Genomic DNA, 19,878 nt, shown 5'->3' on the forward strand with positions numbered 1-19,878 from the left:
CAAACAAAAAAGTTTCATACGGTGAAACACCGAGTTTCATACTAACGAAACTAAAGTTTCAACGTATGAAAATATATTTTCAAAGGAGGAAACTAAAATGGCGCCCTTTGGAACTAGCATGAGCACTTGTCTTATCCTGGAAAGTGTGTCTTATCCTGTCTCTTATCCTAGAGAAATTACCTCAGAAGTTTATTATCGAATAGTTGGAGCAAAGAAAGATAACGGTATCGCGGAGACGATTACGAGATGCTTGCGAAACACTTACAAGACGCTTGCAGATAGGTGGCAGATACCCGATCTACCACCCATCTGCAACACCGATCTGCAACAGCATAACAACTTGAATATAAAATAATTAAAACCCAAAAGTTGCAGATGGCAGATAAATTCGATAAAAACATTATAGGGAGATTAAAAAGGAAAACCTCCTTATCAAGTTTATTTCAAACTGAATAAGGAGGTTCTATTCTTTTCTTCTTTTATTCTTTTATTCTTTTCTTCTTTATTTCGGTGCCTTTCGATACAAGACGAAAGCAATACCGGCATAGAGAACGTTAGGTATCCAGACGGCAACAACCGGAGGCATACTACCACTTACAGCAAATGTTGCGGTGATGGTCTGAAACAAGATGTAAGAGAAGCTTAATGCCAGACCAATACCGAGATGTAAACCCATGCCGCCCTTCATCTTCCGGGAAGAGAGCGAAACTCCGATAATCGTCAGGATAAACGATGCAAACGACATCGCAATGCGCTTATGATACTCAATCTCGAACTCTTTAATATTGGCGAAACCTCTCTTTTTCTGTTTCTCAATGTATCGACTCAACTGTGGACTGGTCAAGACCTCTTGTTGGTTCTTCATCAGCAAGAAATCACTTGGATCCATATCAATGATTGAATCTAGCCGTTCCCCCTTAGTGATCTTCTCCTTCAAGCCATCAAGTTCTCTGATCATATAATCGTGTATCGTCCACTTATTGACCGTAGTGGTATCATAAGTGATTCGACGGGCAGTAAGATGTGAAACGAGCTTCTTATCGACAAACTTATCTAAAGAAAAGCGATTACCGGTCTTGTTGATATCGTCGTAATTATCAATATACGCCACGACACCACTGTCAACCTGCAATTGCAGATTGCTCACAAAACTTTTCTTTTTCTTTTTAATGTATTGATCTTCAAAATTCAAACGAGTCACACTACCTTTAGGGATGACATAAGCACTAAGAACGAAAGTGGTTAGTGCAATAATACCCGCCGCGATCATATAAGGTCTCATCATCCGTTTGAAACTCATACCCGTGGAGAACATGGCAATGATCTCAGAGTTCTCTGCCAGTTTAGAAGTAAAGAAGATGACGGCAATGAAAACGAACAACGGGCTAAACAAGTTAGCAAAGTAGGGGATAAAATTCATATAATAATCGAATATGATCTTACTCCATGGCGCGTTATGCTCCATGAACTTATCCATACGCTCGTTAAAGTCGAATACAACCGCAATCGATATAATTAAAGTGATGGCAAAGACATACGTCCCCAAGAACTTCTTGATAATATACCAGTCGAGCCGTTTAATATATTGATTGATCTTCTTCATTATAATCGTGTTGACAATCTTTTAACCATCATTGGCTTCCAAGTTGAGAAGTCGCCTGCAATAATATGTTTACGAGCTTCACCTACCAACCAGAGATAAAAAGCAAGGTTGTGAATGGAAGCAATCTGCATCGCCAGAAGTTCTTGTGCATGGAACAAATGGCGTAAATAAGCTCTGCTATAAGTCGTATCGACATACGATGCGCCATCAGCTTCGATAGGAGAGAAGTCCGATTCCCATTTCTTATTACGCATGTTCATGATACCGTCTTTGGTGAAAAGCATACCATTTCGTCCATTACGAGTCGGCATCACACAGTCGAACATATCAACACCTCTTTCAATACCCTCAAGGATATTTACCGGAGTACCAACGCCCATCAAGTAACGAGGTTTGTCTTGAGGTAAGATTTCATTGACCACCTCAATCATCTCGTACATTTTCTCAACCGGCTCGCCAACTGCCAATCCACCGATCGCATTACCATCGGCTCCTTTTGAGGCAACAAACTCAGCCGATCGCTTACGAAGATCGGGATATACACAGCCTTGTACAATAGGGAAAAGCGATTGTTGGTAACCATATTTCGGGTCGGTCTCATTGAAACGCTTCACACAACGATCGAGCCAGTTGTGTGTCAGTTCTAATGACTTTTTGGCATAAGCATAATCTGAGTCTCCCGGAGGACACTCATCGAAAGCCATCATGATATCGGCTCCAATGGTACGCTCAATGTCCATCACCTTCTCCGGAGAGAAGAAGTGTTTACTCCCGTCGATGTGAGAACGAAACTCCGCACCTTCTTGAGTTAGCTTACGAATGCCCGACAATGAGAAGACTTGAAACCCACCGCTATCGGTCAGCATCGGACGATCGAACCCATTGAACCGATGTAATCCACCGGCAGCTTCAATCACATCCAATCCCGGTCGCAAATACAAGTGATAGGTATTTCCCAGAATGATCTGTGCGTTAATGTCTTCTTTTAGTTCTCTTAAATGGACTCCTTTTACGGTACCCAGTGTACCCACAGGCATGAAAATAGGAGTTTGTATTTGCCCGTGATCGGTCGTGATCAGACCGGCACGAGCGTTACTTTTACTATCAGTATGTTGAAGTTCAAATTTCATTCTCTAATGCTGTTGCTTTTTTAACGGATAAGTCGATTGGGTCTTTCACTATCTCATCGGTCAAAGCAATAGCAAAAACTTCTTTTATATCACTCACATAATGAAAGGTCAAACCTTTCAAATACATATCCGGAATTTCTTCAATATTCTTTTTATTCTCTTGGCACAAGATGATCTCTGCAATGCCGGCACGTTTAGCCGCTAGGATCTTCTCTTTAATACCGCCTACAGGAAGCACTTTACCACGAAGGGTGATCTCACCGGTCATGGCTAAGTTCGCTTTCACTTTACGCTGAGTCAAGGCCGATGCCAATGAGGTGGCCATGGTAATACCTGCCGAAGGACCATCCTTAGGTATTGCTCCCTCAGGAACGTGTACGTGAATGTTCCAATTCTCGAAGATTTCTTCATTGATCTTCAAGAACGAAGCATGCGATTTGAGATATTCAAGGGCTAGCATAGCCGATTCTTTCATCACGTCGCCTAAGTTACCGGTTAAAGTTAACCGTCCGCCTTTACCGCGGCTTAAGCTGGTTTCGACAAAAAGGATCTCACCGCCAACAGCAGTCCAAGCTAGACCGGTTACAACTCCGGCATACTCGTTGCCTTGGTATTTATCGCGTGAATATTCGGGTGCACCCAAAAACTCTTTCAAATGATATGGCTTAATATTTTGCTTCATAAAAAACCCGTCAATGGCATATTGAAGAGCCGACTTACGTAATACCTTACCGATTTTCTTCTCCAATTCGCGTACACCACTTTCGCGGGTATATGATTCGATAATCGCTTCTAGGGTCTCTCTTGAGAACTTCAAATCACCTTTCTCGATACCATTGGCTTCCATTTCCTTAGGAACTAGATGTCTACGAGCGATTTCAACTTTTTCTTCAGTGATGTAACCGCTAACTTCAATCAACTCCATACGATCAAGTAGAGGAGGTGGAATGGTATTCAGATTATTGGCTGTAGCGATGAAAAGGACTTTCGACAGGTCGTAATCCACATCCAAGAAGTTATCATGAAAGGTCGTGTTTTGTTCGGGATCGAGTACTTCCAATAGTGCTGATGACGGATCACCTTGACGATCGGAACTCAACTTGTCAATCTCGTCGAGGATGAATACCGGATTGGAAGAACCTGCTTTAATGAGGCTTTTCACAATACGTCCGGGCATCGCTCCAATATAGGTTTTACGGTGTCCGCGAATCTCAGCTTCGTCGTGCACGCCACCGAGTGACATACGGATATACTTACGCTTTAAAGCTGCGGCAACCGATTTACCCAATGAGGTTTTACCAACCCCCGGAGGGCCGTACAAACAGATGATGGGCGATTTCATATCCCCTTTCAACTTCAATACAGCGAGGTGTTCCAGAATACGTTCTTTAACTTTCTCTAAGCCGTAATGATCTTTATCTAAGGTTTTCTGTGCATGCTTTAAGTTTAAGCTATCGGTCGTATAAACGCCCCAAGGTAAACTCAACATGGTTTGCAGATAATTCAACTGTACACTGAAATCGGGCGATTGTGGATGAGTACGCTCTAGCTTGGCTAGTTCTTTCAAGAACACGGCATGAACATCGGCATTCCAATTCATCTTTTCAGCTTTTCGGCGCATCTCCTCAATCTCTTGTTCTTGTCCGCCACCACCCAACTCATCTTGAATGGTTTTGATTTGTTGTTGCAAGAAATATTCGCGTTGCTGCTGATCGATATCCTCACGAGCACGCATCTGGATAGAAGCTTTGATCTCGGCCAACTGTACCTCGCGATTTAGAATCTCGAGTAGGTGATAAGCGCGTTCGCGAACTGAGCTGATGCGCAATAGTTCGACCTTCTCATCTTTCTTCAATGGTAGATTAGAGCAGATGAAGTTCACCAGGAACATGTGGCTGTTGATGTTCTTAATGGCAAAGGCCGAATCTTGATGCATCGCATCGGATGATTTGATAAATCTAATCGTCAGATCTTTGCAAGCTTCGACCAAAGCGATGAATTCTTTATCATCTTTTGCCGGAGATTCTTCTTCAATGAGCTCTACTTCCCCTTTCAGATAAGGCGAAGTTTCAGTAATATTTTTCAATGTCAACCGTTTCATTCCTTGAAGAATGACAGTGGTCGTCTGATCGGGCATCTCCAAAATACGGACAATGCGGGCAACCGTTCCGACTTCATGTAAGTCCTCGAACGATGGCTCTTCAACCTGAGCCAACTTCTGACAAACGATGGCAACATTCGAATTCTTTTTATCAGCTTCACGAACTAACTTTAGAGAAGATTTACGTCCAACGGATACAGGCATGAACACGCCCGGAAAAAGGACCATGTTTCGAAGTGGTAATACCGGTAAGATTTCGCCGGAATCAATTTTCACGTCGAACATCTGTTCGTCATTCCCTTCAAAATCGGCAATTAGTGAAAATGAATTATTATCAGAATCTTCTAAAAAATATTTTTCTTTCATCATTTCATTTTAATTAGTTTATGTCATGCAAACAGGCATAAATTGCCTGCAAAGGTAATGCATTCTTATTAATAATTTAGTAGAGTTAATTATAAAAACACAAAAACAATGCCAAAATAAGAGTACAATCGGCTATTTTCAAGTTTATTGGTTAATTTTGCCGATTAAAAAGACAGTTACGACAATATGGCAAATCCTTATTTTCAGTTTAAACAGTTTACCGTATGGCACGACAGATGCGCCATGAAAGTGGGAACCGACGGTGTTCTCCTTGGCGCATGGGCATCGATAGATCATAGTCAACAGATTTTAGACGTTGGAACCGGCAGCGGCCTTGTAGCCTTGATGCTTGCACAGCGTTCGTCGGAGGAGGTTTCGATCACAGGGATTGAAATTGATCAGGAAGCAGCACAACAAGCTCGGGAGAACGTGCACAAATCGCCTTGGAAGGAGAAAATCAATATCGTTTGTGATGATTTTACAACTCACACATTCGACCGGAAGTTCGATTTAATCGTGTCCAACCCACCGTACTTTAAGAATTCATTAAAATGCCCGGATAATCAACGAGCAGCAGCACGACATGATGATTCACTAAGCTACGAAACCCTTTTTGCACGAGTTAAAGACCTATTGGCCGATAAAGGCACTTTTACCCTTATTATTCCGATAGAGGTCGAGGATCTCATCAAAGAGATCGCACACCATAACGAATTGACCGAAGTCGCTCAACTCTACGTCACAACTAAGCCGGATGGCGCACCTAGACGAACGCTCATCTCTTTTTCGACCGAAAAGAGAGAATACAGCCCGGAAATCTTATTAACGGAGAAAGCACGTCATCAATACAGTGACGAATATATCCGCCTCACTCGGGCGTTTTATTTAAACATAGAGTAGGGGAACAGACCGATTCGGCTAGATTTAGAAGGATCGGTCCAAACTTAAATAAATAAAAAAGCCGTTTCACTTAAAAGTAAAACGGCTTCTTTATTTTGTCGGGGTAGCGGGATTCGAACCCACGACCCCCTGCTCCCAAAGCAGGTGCGCTAACCGGACTGCGCTACACCCCGAATAAACTTTTGAATTCAACTTTCTTTCTTTTTCTGTCGGGGTAGCGGGATTCGAACCCACGACCCCCTGCTCCCAAAGCAGGTGCGCTAACCGGACTGCGCTACACCCCGAAAGAAACTTTGAATAGAACTCCCTTTTTTCCTAGTCGGGGTAGCGGGATTCGAACCCACGACCCCCTGCTCCCAAAGCAGGTGCGCTAACCGGACTGCGCTACACCCCGCTATTCATAAGGGTTATTTTTCAAAAGCGATGCAAAGATAGAGACTCTTTTTGAATTACGCAACACTCTCCCGAAAGTTTTTTTGCATTATTTTACAAAGAGACTGAATATCATGCTTTTGTATTTTGAATATTTTTTATCTTTTTTTTGCGCGAAAGCTGAAAGACCCAAAAAGAGAGAAATATTCTTTGTACTTCGAACGAAGATCAGACAGTGATCACAAGAAAGAAAAACAGAAAATCCCGTAGAATTCGACGTTTGAAAGATTAATCTCTACCTAAAAATGCATAAAAAAAAACCATCTATGGAATTTATTAACTACCCATAGATGGCTCTTTTTTTTATCTTATTGATCTCTTTACAGAATCTCCAATGCTTTGAAACATTTTACTAATTTCTCTATAGCAAAATCAATTTGTTCCTTAGTATGCGTAGCCATTAATGAGAAACGAATCAAAGTATCGTTAGGCGAACAAGCCGGCGGAACAACAGGGTTAACGAAAATGCCTTCATCGAACAACATCTTAGTCACCATGAATGTTTTTTCCATATCACGCACGTAAAGCGGAATAATAGGAGTAGAGGTATGTCCAATTTCAAAACCTAAGTCTCTGAAACATTTCAAAGAGTAGTTGGTCATATCCCATAGGTGCTGTATACGTTCAGGTTCGGTTTTCATGATTTCCAAAGCAGCACGTGCAGCCGCTGTTGCAGCAGGCGTATTACTTGCACTGAAAATATATGAACGAGAGTTGTGACGCAAATAATTAATCACCGACGCATCAGCAGCAATAAATCCACCAATAGCAGCCAACGATTTACTAAACGTACCCATAATCAAGTCGACATCTTTAGTCACTCCAAAATGATCACAAGCTCCACGTCCGTGGTTACCCAATACACCTAATCCATGAGCCTCATCAACCATGATATTAGCGTTGTATTGCTTAGCTAAACGAACAATCTCAGGTAGGTTGGCAACATCGCCTTCCATACTAAACACACCGTCAACGACAATCAATTTCACCGCTTCCGGACGACATTTCTTCAATTCTTTTTCAAGATCAGCCATGTCGTTATGTTTAAACTTCAAGGCTGTAGAGAAAGACAACCGACGACCTTCCACAATGGAGGCATGGTCTAATTCATCACAGATCACATAATCTTCGCGGCCGGTAACACACGACACAACGCCTAAGTTGACTTGAAATCCGGTAGAGTAGATAATAGCATCTTCTTTTCCTACAAATTCAGCCAATTCTTTCTCCAGCTGCAAGTGTAGATCAAGCGTTCCATTTAGAAAGCGCGAACCAGCGCATCCTGTTCCATACTTGCGTGTAGCTTCAACAGCTGCCTCAATTACTTTCGGGTGGTTGGTCAAGCCTAAGTAAGAGTTCGAACCGAACATCAATACCTTCTGTCCACTCATTATGACTTCTGTGTTTTGCTCACTTTCGATACAACGAAAGTACGGATATACGCCTTTTTCCTTTATACGCTGGGGGAGGTCGTATTTAGCTAACTTCTCTTGTAATAATCCCATGAATTGTAATTTATATAATCTCTTTTTAAACTATCGCATAGATCGTTTGATCTGTTTTTTGCTGTTTTAATGTTTCAAAACAGGGGGCAAAGATAACAAAATTTGTTTTTTACTGTTCTTTTTACAAGAAAAAACTTAAGCAAATCTGTTTCAATGCTGATATTTGGATTTATAATTAATATATTTGCATTACTTTTGTAATTTCTAGTGAATAAATTGACCAGACCAACGCATATGAAAAAGATTGTCTTTATTGTTAATCCAAATTCAGGAACTCAAAACAAGAATCTTATTTTGAGTTTATTAGACAAAAAGATAAACCGGGATATATACACTTGGAAAGTAGTTTATACCGAAAGAGCCGGACATGCTGTAGAAATAGCCCAAAAGGCCGCATCAGAAGGCGTAGAAATGGTAGTCGCTATAGGAGGGGACGGCACGATCAATGAGGTAGCCCGCTCACTGGTACACACCAATACGGTTTTAGGTATTATTCCGTGTGGATCCGGAAACGGATTGGCCAGACATCTGGAGATTCCAATGGATGCCCGAAGAGCCATCGATATTATTAATGTAGGCAAAGAGGCTTTAATCGATTATGGCAAAATAAACGACGTCAGCTTTTTTTGTACTTGCGGAGTGGGTTTCGATGCCTTTGTCAGCTTTAAGTTTGCCAATGCAGGCAAACGTGGCCTAGCCACCTATTTGGAAAAAACTTTGCAAGAATGGCTAAAGTATCAGCCGGAAACATATGAATTGATAACCGAAGACGGAGTTTCACACTATAAAGCCTTTTTGATTGCTTGCGGAAATGCTTCCCAATACGGCAACAATGCTTATATTACTCCACATGCCACCTTGAACGACGGTCTACTTGACGTAACCATCTTGGAACCTTTTACCGTTCTCGATGTTCCCACACTTGCCTTTCAATTATTCAACCGCACCATCGACCAGAACAGCCGCATCAAAACCTTCCAATGCCAGCAGCTCTCTATCCGCAGAGCGAATGCCGGGGTCGTTCATTTCGACGGTGATCCGATGGAGACCAATGCAGACGTAAACATCAAGTTGATCAAAGACGGACTTCGGGTCATCATACCCGATGATGCGCATAAGGAGAACCCGAATGTCTTGACAAAAGCTCAAGAATACGTCAACGGCATCAAACTGATTAATGAATCGATCCTCAATAATATCGCCGACAGAAATAAAAAGATTGTCGACCGTCTGACCAAGAAAAAGGAAAATTAATAGATATCTGTGAGTATAAATTCTAATAGAATATGTATTTTTGCAGGATATTACTCTGAAAACAAAGAAAAAAAAGACAAAATAATAATTATATGTTTAGAACACACACTTGCGGGGAATTAAGAATTTCCGATGTAAATAAACAAGTTACACTTTCTGGATGGGTACAACGTAGCCGTAAAATGGGAGGGATGACCTTCATCGACCTTCGTGACCGTTTTGGACTTACCCAATTGGTTTTTAACGAAGAAGTGAATGCCGAATTATGCGAACAAGCTAATAAGCTCGGACGCGAATTTGTGATTCAAGTCGTAGGTACGGTTAACGAACGTTTCAGCAAGAACGCTAACATGCCGACCGGAGACGTTGAGATTATTGTATCCGAACTCCATGTTTTGAATGCTGCAACAACTCCTCCGTTCACTATCGAAGATAACACAGACGGTGGAGATGACATCCGCATGAAATATCGCTACTTAGATTTGCGTAGAAATTGTGTACGCTCTAACTTAGAGCTTCGCCACAAGATGACAATCGAAGTGCGTAAATATCTCGATCAATTGAACTTCATCGAAGTGGAAACTCCAGTTTTGATCGGTTCAACTCCTGAAGGCGCACGCGACTTTGTGGTTCCTTCACGCATGAATCCGGGTCAGTTCTACGCTCTTCCACAATCGCCTCAAACCTTGAAACAGTTGCTTATGGTATCGGGATTCGACCGTTACTTCCAGATTGCAAAATGTTTCCGTGATGAAGACTTACGTGCCGACCGTCAACCGGAATTTACGCAGATCGACTGTGAAATGAGCTTCGTTGAGCAAGAAGATATCTTGAATACGTTCGAAGGCTTGGCTAAGCATCTTTTCAAAACCATTCGTGGCATAGAAATCAACGAACCTTTCCAACGGATGTCATGGGCCGATGCCATGAAATATTATGGTAGCGATAAACCGGACTTACGTTTTGGTATGCCTTTCGTTGAATTGATGGAGGTCTTGAAAGGTCATGGTTTCTCTGTATTCGATAACGCTGCATACATCGGCGGTATCTGTGCCGAAGGAGCTGCAAGCTATACCCGTAAACAACTTGACGCATTAACCGACTTTGTGAAACGTCCGCAAATTGGCGCTAAAGGTATGGTTTATGCTCGCGTAGAAGCTGATGGTACTGTAAAATCGAGCGTCGACAAGTTCTATTCTCAAGAGGTTCTACAACAGATGAAGGCGGCTTTCAATGCTCAACCGGGCGATTTGATCCTAATCTTATCGGGCGACGATGCCATGAAAACCAGAAAACAACTGAACGAGCTTCGTTTGGAGATGGGATCACAGTTGGGCTTGCGCGACAAGAACAAGTTTGTGTGCTTGTGGGTCATCGACTTCCCTCTATTCGAGTGGGACGAGGAGCAACAACGCTTCATGGCTATGCACCATCCGTTCACCTCTCCGAAACCGGAAGATATTCACTTACTCGACAGCGACACAGGTGCCGTTCGCGCCAATGCTTACGACATGATCATCAATGGTGTTGAAGTGGGTGGCGGTTCTATCCGTATCCACGACAGTGAATTACAAAACAAAATGTTTAAGTTGTTAGGCTTCACTCCTGAACGTGCTGAAGAGCAATTCGGTTTCTTGATGAATGCCTTTAAGTTTGGTGCACCTCCTCACGGTGGTTTGGCTTATGGACTAGACCGTTGGGTTTCTCTATTTGCAGGATTGGATTCCATCCGCGACTGTATCGCTTTCCCGAAAAACAATTCAGGAAGAGACGTTATGCTCGACGCACCTTCTCGCATCGAACAATCACAACTTGAAGAGTTAAACTTAATCATTGATTTAAAAGATGAACAGTAAACGATGAAGAATTATCGTTCACTCTACAATACAACCCTATCACTTCTAAAAAACCTTTTATTAGTGATGGGGTGTTTTGTTCTCTGTCGCATCGTCTTTCTGGCAGAGAACTACAGCATGTTTACCGATCTTTCGTTCGGGCGACTGCTAACGATGTTTCGGGGAGGATTATTATTCGATACCTCAGGGATCTTATATACCAATATATTATATATTGTCATGATGCTCCTTCCGTTGCATTATAAAATGGAGAAAGGTTATCAGAAAGCAGCAAAGATCCTCTTTGTGGTCACGAACCTGATCGTCATTCTCACGAACCTCATGGATACCGTCTATTTTCAATATACCAGTCGCCGGACCACCGCCTCAGTCTTTACTGAATTTAAGAATGAGAATAATCTCGGAGGAATCATCGGCACGGAACTATTGAACCACTGGTATCTGACTCTCTTGGCTATTCTATTTGGTATTGCCTTAGTAAAATTCTATTCTACACCGAAAAAGGAAAAGATCGTCAATCTTCCGGTTTACTATCTGGTTCATCTATTGACGTTAGGCTTAGGAGCCTATCTTTGTATCGGTGGCCTAAGAGGAGGATTCACCGGCATGGTGCGTCCCATCACGATCAGTAATGCCAATCAATACGTCGATCGTCCGATAGAGACCGGCATTGTGCTTAACACACCATTCTCGATCTACCGCACCTTTGGAAAGAAAGCCTTTGCGATTCCCGATTACTACGATCGCAAGGAGATGGAAGCGCTCTATAGCCCCGTACACCAACCGGCCGATAGTGTGAAATTCCGCCCGCTCAATGTGGTTGTTCTACTCATCGAAAGCTTTGGACGAGAGAATAGCGGACTACTAAACGAAGAATTGGATAATGGACATTACAAAGGATTTACGCCTTTCCTCGATTCACTGATGACCGAAGGACTAGCATTCAAATATGCCTTTGCCAATGGTAAGAAAAGCATCGACGGCATGCCATCGGTACTTTCGGGCATTCCCATGTTCATCGAACCTTTCTTCTTGACTAGAGCCTCTCTAAACAATGTATCGAGCATCGGTGGCGAGTTAGGTAAAAAGGGATACTATACAGCCTTCTTTCATGGCGCCGACAATGGCTCGATGGGATTCGAAGCTTTTTCACGCACGGCCGGATACAAAAACTATTTCGGACGAACAGAATATAATGCAGCCTACCCGAACAATAATGATTTCGACGGGAATTGGGGAATCTGGGACGAACCCTTCTTCCAATATTTCGCCCATACGCTGTCTACCTTCAAGCAACCGTTTGCAACAGCCCTTTTCAGTCTGTCGTCGCACCATCCGTTTGCTGTGCCAGAGGCTTATCGGAACGTCTTTCCAAAAGGCAATCGCCCCATACGGGAATGTGTAGGCTACACCGATCATGCGCTGAAGAAATTCTTCGAAACGGCATCAAAAGAGCCTTGGTTCGACAATACCTTGTTTGTGATCACAGCCGACCATACCAACTCCAATGAGCGTCCGGAATATGAAACAGAGTGTGGCACGTTTGCCATTCCAATCGTATTCTACCATCATGGCAGTACGCTAAAAGGACTTCGTCGAGATGTTGTGGCCCAACAAACCGATATCATGCCAACCGTACTTAGCTATCTAGGGTACGACAAGCCTTATGTCTCGTTTGGTTGCGACCTGTTAACAACCCCGCCGGCGGAGACTTTTGCAGTGAACTACATCAACGGGATCTATCAATATTTCCAAGGTGATTACCTGCTACAGTTCGACGGAAAGAAGAGCATCGGCGTGTATGCCTTTAAGACCGACCGTCTGCTAAAGAAGAATCTCGTCAATACGGTTAAAGAACAGAAAGAGATGGAGGATAAGCTAAAAGCCATCATCCAACAATATATGATTCGAATGAATGAAAACGGACTTACCGTGAAATAAGACCGAACCATAAATTGATCATAAGCTAACAAAAGGCTGTTGCATAGTCCTGCTCCGAATAGGAACAAGACCAAATGCAACAGCCTTTTAGTTTATGCAGACTTTTAGTTTATACAGCCTTTTAGCTTGTGAATTGAAACTTCAAGCAAATTATAGGATAGACCTATATTGATAATCATTACCATCACGATGTTCCTTCCGTTTCAGAATAGTTTTATAATCGTTTCAGAATAATAAGATCCGAATTTATTCCTTTCACAAATACAACTTTATTCCCTTCACAAAGGCTTTACGCATCATTATTCATAAATTATCAGAAATCGACAGACTAAAGTTATTATTTATCATTTTTTAAAGACAAAGTGTTTTATTCTATTAAACATTAAGCCAACGGCACACGTTAATCATACAACTTTGTAATATTTACAAACTCTAAAACTAAAAGATTATTAGTACTATGGTGTATGATTTAACAATGCTCAAGGCGTTTTATGCCACCTACGGGGAAAAGATAAAACGTCTTCGGATCACGCTGCAACGTCCGTTAACCCTAGCAGAAAAAATTCTTTATGCTCATTTATATCACGAGAACGAGATTAAAGCCTACAAACGAGGAGAAGACTATGTCAACTTCCGTCCCGACCGTGTAGCGATGCAAGACGCTACCGCCCAGATGGCTCTGCTACAGTTTATGAACGCCGGACGCGAACAGGTTGCCGTCCCTTCAACAGTGCATTGCGACCATCTCATCCAAGCTTATCAAGGCGCACAACAAGATATCGCCACAGCCAAAAAGACCAATGAAGAGGTCTACCACTTCCTTCGCGACGTTTCTTCGCGCTACGGTATCGGTTTCTGGGAACCGGGTGCCGGTATCATTCATCAAGTCGTTCTAGAGAACTACGCCTTTCCGGGTGGGATGATGGTAGGTACCGATTCCCATACCCCCAATGCCGGAGGTTTAGGTATGATTGCCATCGGAGTGGGAGGGGCGGATGCCGTAGACGTCATGACCGAGATGGAATGGGAACTCAAAATGCCACGTATCATTGGCGTTCGGCTAACCGGTAGACTCAATGGGTGGACAGCCCCTAAAGATGTCATCCTAAAGCTAGCCGGCCTACTTACCGTAAAAGGAGGCACCAATGCCATTATCGAATACTTCGGTCCCGGCACAGCCTCTCTTTCGGCTACCGGAAAAGCGACGATCTGTAACATGGGAGCGGAAGTTGGTGCCACCACCTCACTCTTCCCTTACGACGAACGCATGGCTGCCTATTTACAGGCGACCGGTCGCCAAGAGATTGCCGGGATGGCCACATCGGTTGCCGAAGATCTTTGTGCCGATGCTGAGGTTTTAGCACATCCTGAGCAGTATTACGACCGACTCATTGAGATCGACCTATCGACCCTCGAACCATACATCAACGGACCTTTCACACCGGATGCCGCCACACCCATCTCCAAGTTTGCCGAGATCGTTACAGCCAACGATTATCCGCGGAAGATGGAAGTGGGACTCATCGGATCGTGTACCAACTCGTCCTATCAAGACCTAAGCCGTGCGGCCTCATTGGCGCAACAAGTCAGCTCCAAGAACCTCAACGTTGCCGCCTCATTGATAGTCAACCCCGGCTCCGAGCAAATCAGAGCCACAGCCGAACGAGACGGGATGATGGCCGCCTTCGAAGTTGCCGGTGCCATCATCATGGCCAATGCCTGCGGCCCTTGCATCGGTCAGTGGAAACGACAAACCGACGATCCTGAGCGTAAAAATTCAATCGTCACGTCGTTCAACCGTAACTTCGCCAAACGAGCCGACGGCAACCCCAACACCTATGCTTATGTTGCATCGCCGGAGATCACTATGGCTTTAACCATTGCCGGAGATCTCTGTTTTAATCCGCTAACCGACACGCTGCTCAACCGTGACGGAGAGCGCGTGCGACTAGATGAACCCATTGGAGAAGAACTCCCCATAGAAGGTTTCATCGGGGGACAGAAAGGCTATCTTGCGCCCAACCAGGTTCAAACAGAGATCAAAGTCGACCCTTCGTCCACACGTCTGCAACTCTTACGCCCTTTCCCGGCTTGGGAAGGGACAGATCTCTTACAAATGCCTCTACTCATCAAGACCCAAGGCAAATGTACAACCGATCATATCTCCATGGCAGGGCCGTGGCTTCGCTTCCGCGGACATCTGGAAAACATCTCCGACAATCTTCTCATGGGAGCCGTCAACGCCTTTAATGGAAAGACGAACCAGGTGTGGAATCGCCTCACACAAACGTATGATACCGTTTCGGCAACTGCCAAACAGTACAAATCGGAAGGCCGATCGTCGATGGTGGTCGCCGAAGAAAATTACGGCGAAGGCTCTAGCCGCGAACATGCCGCCATGGAACCACGCTTCTTGAACGTTCGGGTGATTCTGGCCAAGAGTTTTGCACGCATCCACGAAACCAATCTCAAGAAACAAGGGATGCTGGCTCTTACCTTTATCGATAAATCCGATTACGACAAGATCGAAGAGCACGATCAACTCTCCGTCGTCGGTCTATCGTCGTTTGCTCCCGATCAACCTCTAACGATCGTCGTCCACCATGACGATGGCAGAGAAGAGCGTTTCAACGTTCAACATACGTATAACCAACAGCAGATCGACTGGTTCCGTGCCGGTTCTGCCTTAAATGCCCGATAAAGCTATGGAAACCAATAAATTTATGGAAAAGAATAAATCTATGGAAAAGAAAATAGTACCCTTCATTACCGGCGACGGTGTAGGAACAGAAATCACCCCCGCCATGCAAGCCGTGGTAAACGCCGCTCTTCGAAAAGCGTACCGGAACGATCGAAGCATCGAATGGATAGAAGTTTTGGCCGGAGAACGCGCCTTTAACGAACTTGGCACCTGGTTGCCGGATGAAACCATGGAAGCCTTTCGTACTCATAAAGTGGGCATCAAAGGTCCGCTGACCACTCCAATTGGTGGCGGTATTCGTTCGTTGAACGTTGCCTTGCGACAAACGCTCGATTTATACGTCTGCTTGCGCCCCGTACGTTGGTACACAGGAATCGTTTCACCGATCAAAGAGCCTCAGAAGGTCGACATGTGTGTGTTTCGCGAGAATACCGAAGATATCTATGCAGGAATAGAGTGGGAGGCCGGCACTCCCGAAGCTCAGAAGTTCTACCGCTTCCTGCACGATGAGATGGGAGTGAGCAAGGTTCGCTTTCCCGAAAGCTCATCGTTTGGAGTCAAGCCCGTTTCAAAAGAGGGAACCGAACGCCTTGTTCGTGCCGCTTGTCTGTACGCCCTCGAACATCAACGCCCCTCCGTGACCCTCGTTCACAAAGGCAATATCATGAAATATACCGAGGGCGGGTTTAAGAAGTGGGGATACGAACTCGTCGAACGGGAGTTTGCAGAAGAACTAGCCAACGGACGTTTGCAGATTAAAGACTGCATCGCCGATGCTTTCTTACAAAACACGTTGCTCATTCCGGAAGACTACTCCGTAATTGCCACCCTCAACCTCAACGGGGACTATATCTCCGATCAGTTAGCCGCGATGGTGGGCGGTATCGGCATTGCTCCCGGAGCGAACATCAATTACCATACCGGTCACGCCATCTTCGAAGCCACTCACGGCACTGCTCCCAACATTGCAGGGAAAAACCGGGTCAACCCTTGTTCGATTATCCTTTCTGCGGTGATGATGCTCCAACACTTCGGATGGACGGAAGCGGCCACCCTAATTGAAAATGCCTTAGAGGATAGTTTCACGGCCGGTCGTGCCACAGCCGACTTAGCACGTTTCATGCCCAATGGCGTTTCCCTATCGACGACTGCGTTTACGGACGAGATCATAGAACGCATAGAGAATGCAGACTAAGGGAAATAGACTAAGGGAAATAGAATAGGGAATATAGACTACGAAATACAGACTAGGGAATACGAACTATAGGATATCGATTATTGAAAATAGACTAGGAAAACAAGATTAGAAAAGATAAAGAAAACAAGAAAGAGGATAAGGACTAAAATAAGATAAGACAAAATAAGATAAGATAAAATAAGGAATTAAGGATTAAGGAATAAAGAACTGATAAGTAAAGAGCTAATAAGTAAAGAGCTAATAAGTAAAGAACTGATAAACAAAAGAATAAGAAACAAAGAAATAATAAAAAGTAACAATGATTAATTAATTAATTATTAAAACGACATAGTGATGAAGAAAGAATATTTAGTTTACAAGCTCTCGGAAGAGATGAAAGAAGCCAGTCGAATCGAAAACGAATTATTTAATAAGTTTGATGTAAAACGCGGATTGCGCAACGAAGACGGCACAGGAGTACTAGTGGGGCTCACCAAGATTGGTAATGTGGTCGGCTACGAACGCATCCCCGGCGGTGGCTTAAAGCCCATTCCGGGAAAGCTCTTTTATCGGGGCTACGATGTTGAAGACCTCGTCCATGCGACCATAAAAGAAAAGCGGTTTGGCTTTGAGGAAGTGGCCTATCTCTTACTTTCCGGTCGCCTGCCCAACAAAGAAGAGCTTGCCTCATTCTTGGAACTAATCAATGACAATATGCCTTTGGAGCAGAAGACCAAGATGAACATCATCGAGCTAGAAGGCAATAACATCATGAACATTCTTGCTCGCAGCGTACTCGAAATGTATCGTTTCGATCCTAAGGCCGACGACACCTCCGGCGATAATCTGATGCGCCAAAGTATTGAGTTGACCTCAAAGTTTCCAACGATCATCGCTTACGCCTTCAATATGCTTCGTCACGCCACTCACGGACGTTCATTGCATATCCGTCACCCACAAGAGCATCTATCGATTGCGGAGAACTTCCTTTACATGCTTAAGAAAGACTACACCAAGCTCGATGCGCGTACACTCGACCTCTTGCTCGTCCTTCAAGCTGAGCATGGCGGTGGTAATAACTCCACCTTCACCGTGCGCGTCACCTCCTCAACCGGAACAGATACCTACTCGTCGATTGCCGCAGGTATTGGCTCTTTAAAAGGACCGCTTCATGGTGGAGCTAACATTCAAGTGGCCGACATGTTCCATCATCTGCAAGAAAACATACACGATTGGACCAGCGTCGACGAGATCGATACCTATTTCACCCGTATGCTGAATAAAGAGGTTTACGACAAATCCGGTTTGATCTACGGCATTGGACACGCCGTCTACACCATCTCCGATCCACGTGCCCTTCTGCTGAAAGAACTAGCCCGTGATCTGGCTCGTGAGAAAGATAAAGAACGAGAGTTTGCCTTCTTGGAGCTCCTCGAACAACGTGCCATCGAAGTCTTTGGTCGCGTGAAGAACAACGGAAAAACCGTGTCAAGCAATGTTGATTTCTATTCCGGCTTTGTTTATGAGATGATCGGACTGCCACAAGAGATCTTCACCCCACTATTTGCCATGGCACGTATTGTAGGGTGGTGCGCCCACCGCAACGAAGAGCTCACCTTCGAAGGCAAACGCATCATCCGTCCGGCTTACAAGAATGTTTTGGAGGACATGACTTACGTCCCAATCAAAAAGCGATAAAAGAGAAGCAGCAAGACGAGGAAAGCAGTAAGACTAGGAAAGCGGCAGAACGAAGAAAGTTGCAAGACGAGAAAAGCAACAAAGCCAAGTAAGCAACAAGACGAGGAGAACAAACACTCCTCCTGTAGAATAAAAACACTAATTATCCCACACCTCCCACACCTCAACGTTCGAAAGGCCTTATTCATGGGCTTTAGAATGAAGTGTGGGATGAAGTGTGGGATCCTTTTTTCGACCTTTATCCCACACTAATAAAACGTATCCCACACTGAATAAGAGAGCTATACTGCCGAATAAGATGGCTTATAACACTGAATATGAAGACTTAAGATACTAAACAAGAGAACTTGCAGCACTAACTAGAAAAATTTACGGCACTCGGTTTAAGACTTTGTAAGGTTATTCACCCCATATATCACCTCTTGTTAATTCAATATTTCTATTTAATTAAGCGTCGACTCCATCCTATTAACTGCTTTCAAAGGCTGATTAATTGGCAGTTAACCGGCATCTGTTGAGCCCTCGAACGTGGGCTCTTCGGCCCTCGTTCGAGGGCTCATGGGTTTTCCTTCGAGGGCTGAAGAGCCTTCGAAGGAGGGCTCAACACATAAAACTTAGACAAAACTTAATTGAAGCTCAAGATCAGTTAAATACAATAGGAGGAAGATTAATGACAAGGTATAAAAAAAACCTTGCACGTTACTATAAGAGACTTAGATCGTACAAAACAGATATTAAATCAGATTATTTACAAAATAAAATTATTCAGTAAATTAACCCCAAAGAACCATACAAAAAAAGTATTTACTTATTTTTAATTTGTGGAATAAAACAAGAACAGCCTGTTTGTCAATCTGCTCATAGATGTTGTTGAGTTTTGACATCAAAAAATACACAATAGCCTTGGCTATCGGTCCATCCTTTGGATAGCCATCCATTTTAACTATGTAGCAATCATCAATAAGACTTGCTTGGTCTGAGGTCTCAAAGATATTGGCACGAACTAACTGTTTCAGAATAGAAGAAATACTATCATCCTTTTCTGCATCCTTCATTCTTGACTGGTATTCTTTCAACATTAAGTCAAATGAAATTGGCTCACCATTGGTGGATTTATATGTTTCCACGATTGACTCAGCAAGCCTATTGTTCATATTTGAACTTGGAGACAGACGGTCAAGTGAAGATAATGCCGATGCCATTTCTGTTGAATA

The 19,878-nt window shown here is 43.7% G+C and carries 12 protein-coding genes and 3 tRNA genes; 7 read left to right on the top strand and 8 right to left on the bottom strand.

The window, feature by feature from the left end:
- Positions 1–502 precede the first annotated feature (502 nt).
- From AC4PG5_RS03950 to lon, 3 genes are read right to left on the bottom strand one after another with little or no spacing between them, the layout of a single operon-like run.
- Positions 503–1,603, bottom strand: a complete 1,101-nt coding sequence (locus AC4PG5_RS03950) for an LptF/LptG family permease (protein ID WP_492030159.1) — start codon at positions 1,601–1,603, stop codon at positions 503–505.
- Positions 1,603–2,733, bottom strand: coding sequence for a tRNA guanosine(34) transglycosylase Tgt (gene tgt, locus AC4PG5_RS03955; RefSeq protein ID WP_492030160.1), 1,131 nt, complete (start codon positions 2,731–2,733; stop codon positions 1,603–1,605). The genes AC4PG5_RS03950 and tgt overlap by 1 nt, the downstream gene beginning before the upstream one ends.
- Positions 2,723–5,200 carry an endopeptidase La gene (gene lon / locus AC4PG5_RS03960; RefSeq protein ID WP_492030675.1) on the bottom strand — a complete coding sequence of 826 codons (2,478 nt, stop codon included), beginning with the start codon at positions 5,198–5,200 and terminating at the stop codon, positions 2,723–2,725. The genes tgt and lon overlap by 11 nt, the downstream gene beginning before the upstream one ends.
- A 186-nt stretch (positions 5,201–5,386) precedes the next feature.
- On the opposite strand from lon, the gene AC4PG5_RS03965 reads away from it, so the two are divergent.
- Entirely contained in the window at positions 5,387–6,100 is a 714-nt protein-coding gene (locus AC4PG5_RS03965) for a tRNA1(Val) (adenine(37)-N6)-methyltransferase (protein ID WP_492030161.1), read from the top strand.
- Between the two features lie 98 nt (positions 6,101–6,198).
- Here the strand turns inward: AC4PG5_RS03965 and AC4PG5_RS03970 are convergent.
- The 4 genes from AC4PG5_RS03970 to spt all read right to left on the bottom strand — a co-directional run bounded on the left by AC4PG5_RS03970 (position 6,199) and on the right by spt (position 8,037).
- Positions 6,199–6,273, bottom strand: a tRNA-Pro gene (locus AC4PG5_RS03970).
- Between the two features lie 36 nt (positions 6,274–6,309).
- Positions 6,310–6,384 (bottom strand) — tRNA-Pro (locus tag AC4PG5_RS03975).
- Between the two features lie 35 nt (positions 6,385–6,419).
- Positions 6,420–6,494: transfer RNA gene (locus AC4PG5_RS03980), tRNA-Pro, on the bottom strand.
- A gap of 358 nt (positions 6,495–6,852) precedes the next feature.
- Entirely contained in the window at positions 6,853–8,037 is a 1,185-nt protein-coding gene (gene spt / locus AC4PG5_RS03985) for a serine palmitoyltransferase (protein ID WP_492030162.1), read from the bottom strand.
- A gap of 234 nt (positions 8,038–8,271) precedes the next feature.
- On the opposite strand from spt, the gene AC4PG5_RS03990 reads away from it, so the two are divergent.
- From AC4PG5_RS03990 to AC4PG5_RS04015, 6 genes are all read left to right on the top strand, one after another.
- A complete protein-coding gene (locus AC4PG5_RS03990) occupies positions 8,272–9,291 on the top strand; it encodes a diacylglycerol/lipid kinase family protein (RefSeq protein ID WP_492030163.1) in 1,020 nt (339 codons plus the stop codon).
- 92 nt (positions 9,292–9,383) lie between these two features.
- Positions 9,384–11,147 carry an aspartate--tRNA ligase gene (gene aspS, locus AC4PG5_RS03995; protein WP_492030164.1) on the top strand — a complete coding sequence of 588 codons (1,764 nt, stop codon included), beginning with the start codon at positions 9,384–9,386 and terminating at the stop codon, positions 11,145–11,147.
- A 3-nt stretch (positions 11,148–11,150) separates the two neighbouring features.
- The gene (locus AC4PG5_RS04000) at positions 11,151–13,088 is read left to right on the top strand and encodes an LTA synthase family protein (protein WP_492030165.1); all 1,938 of its coding nucleotides are present in this window, start codon (positions 11,151–11,153) and stop codon (positions 13,086–13,088) included.
- Between the two features lie 457 nt (positions 13,089–13,545).
- A complete protein-coding gene (locus AC4PG5_RS04005) occupies positions 13,546–15,789 on the top strand; it encodes an aconitate hydratase (protein WP_492030166.1) in 2,244 nt (747 codons plus the stop codon).
- Positions 15,790–15,829: 40 nt separating this feature from the next.
- Positions 15,830–16,984, top strand: coding sequence for an NADP-dependent isocitrate dehydrogenase (gene icd, locus AC4PG5_RS04010; protein ID WP_492030676.1), 1,155 nt, complete (start codon positions 15,830–15,832; stop codon positions 16,982–16,984).
- Positions 16,985–17,320: 336 nt separating this feature from the next.
- Complete coding sequence (locus AC4PG5_RS04015; RefSeq protein WP_492030167.1) at positions 17,321–18,664, top strand: citrate/2-methylcitrate synthase; 1,344 nt, start codon at positions 17,321–17,323, stop codon at positions 18,662–18,664.
- 773 nt (positions 18,665–19,437) lie between these two features.
- Here AC4PG5_RS04015 and AC4PG5_RS04020 read toward each other — a convergent pair.
- A complete protein-coding gene (locus AC4PG5_RS04020) occupies positions 19,438–19,866 on the bottom strand; it encodes a hypothetical protein (RefSeq protein ID WP_492030168.1) in 429 nt (142 codons plus the stop codon).
- Positions 19,867–19,878: the final 12 nt, after the last annotated feature.

This window comes from Bacteroides sp. QWL-09 (assembly GCF_058683585.1).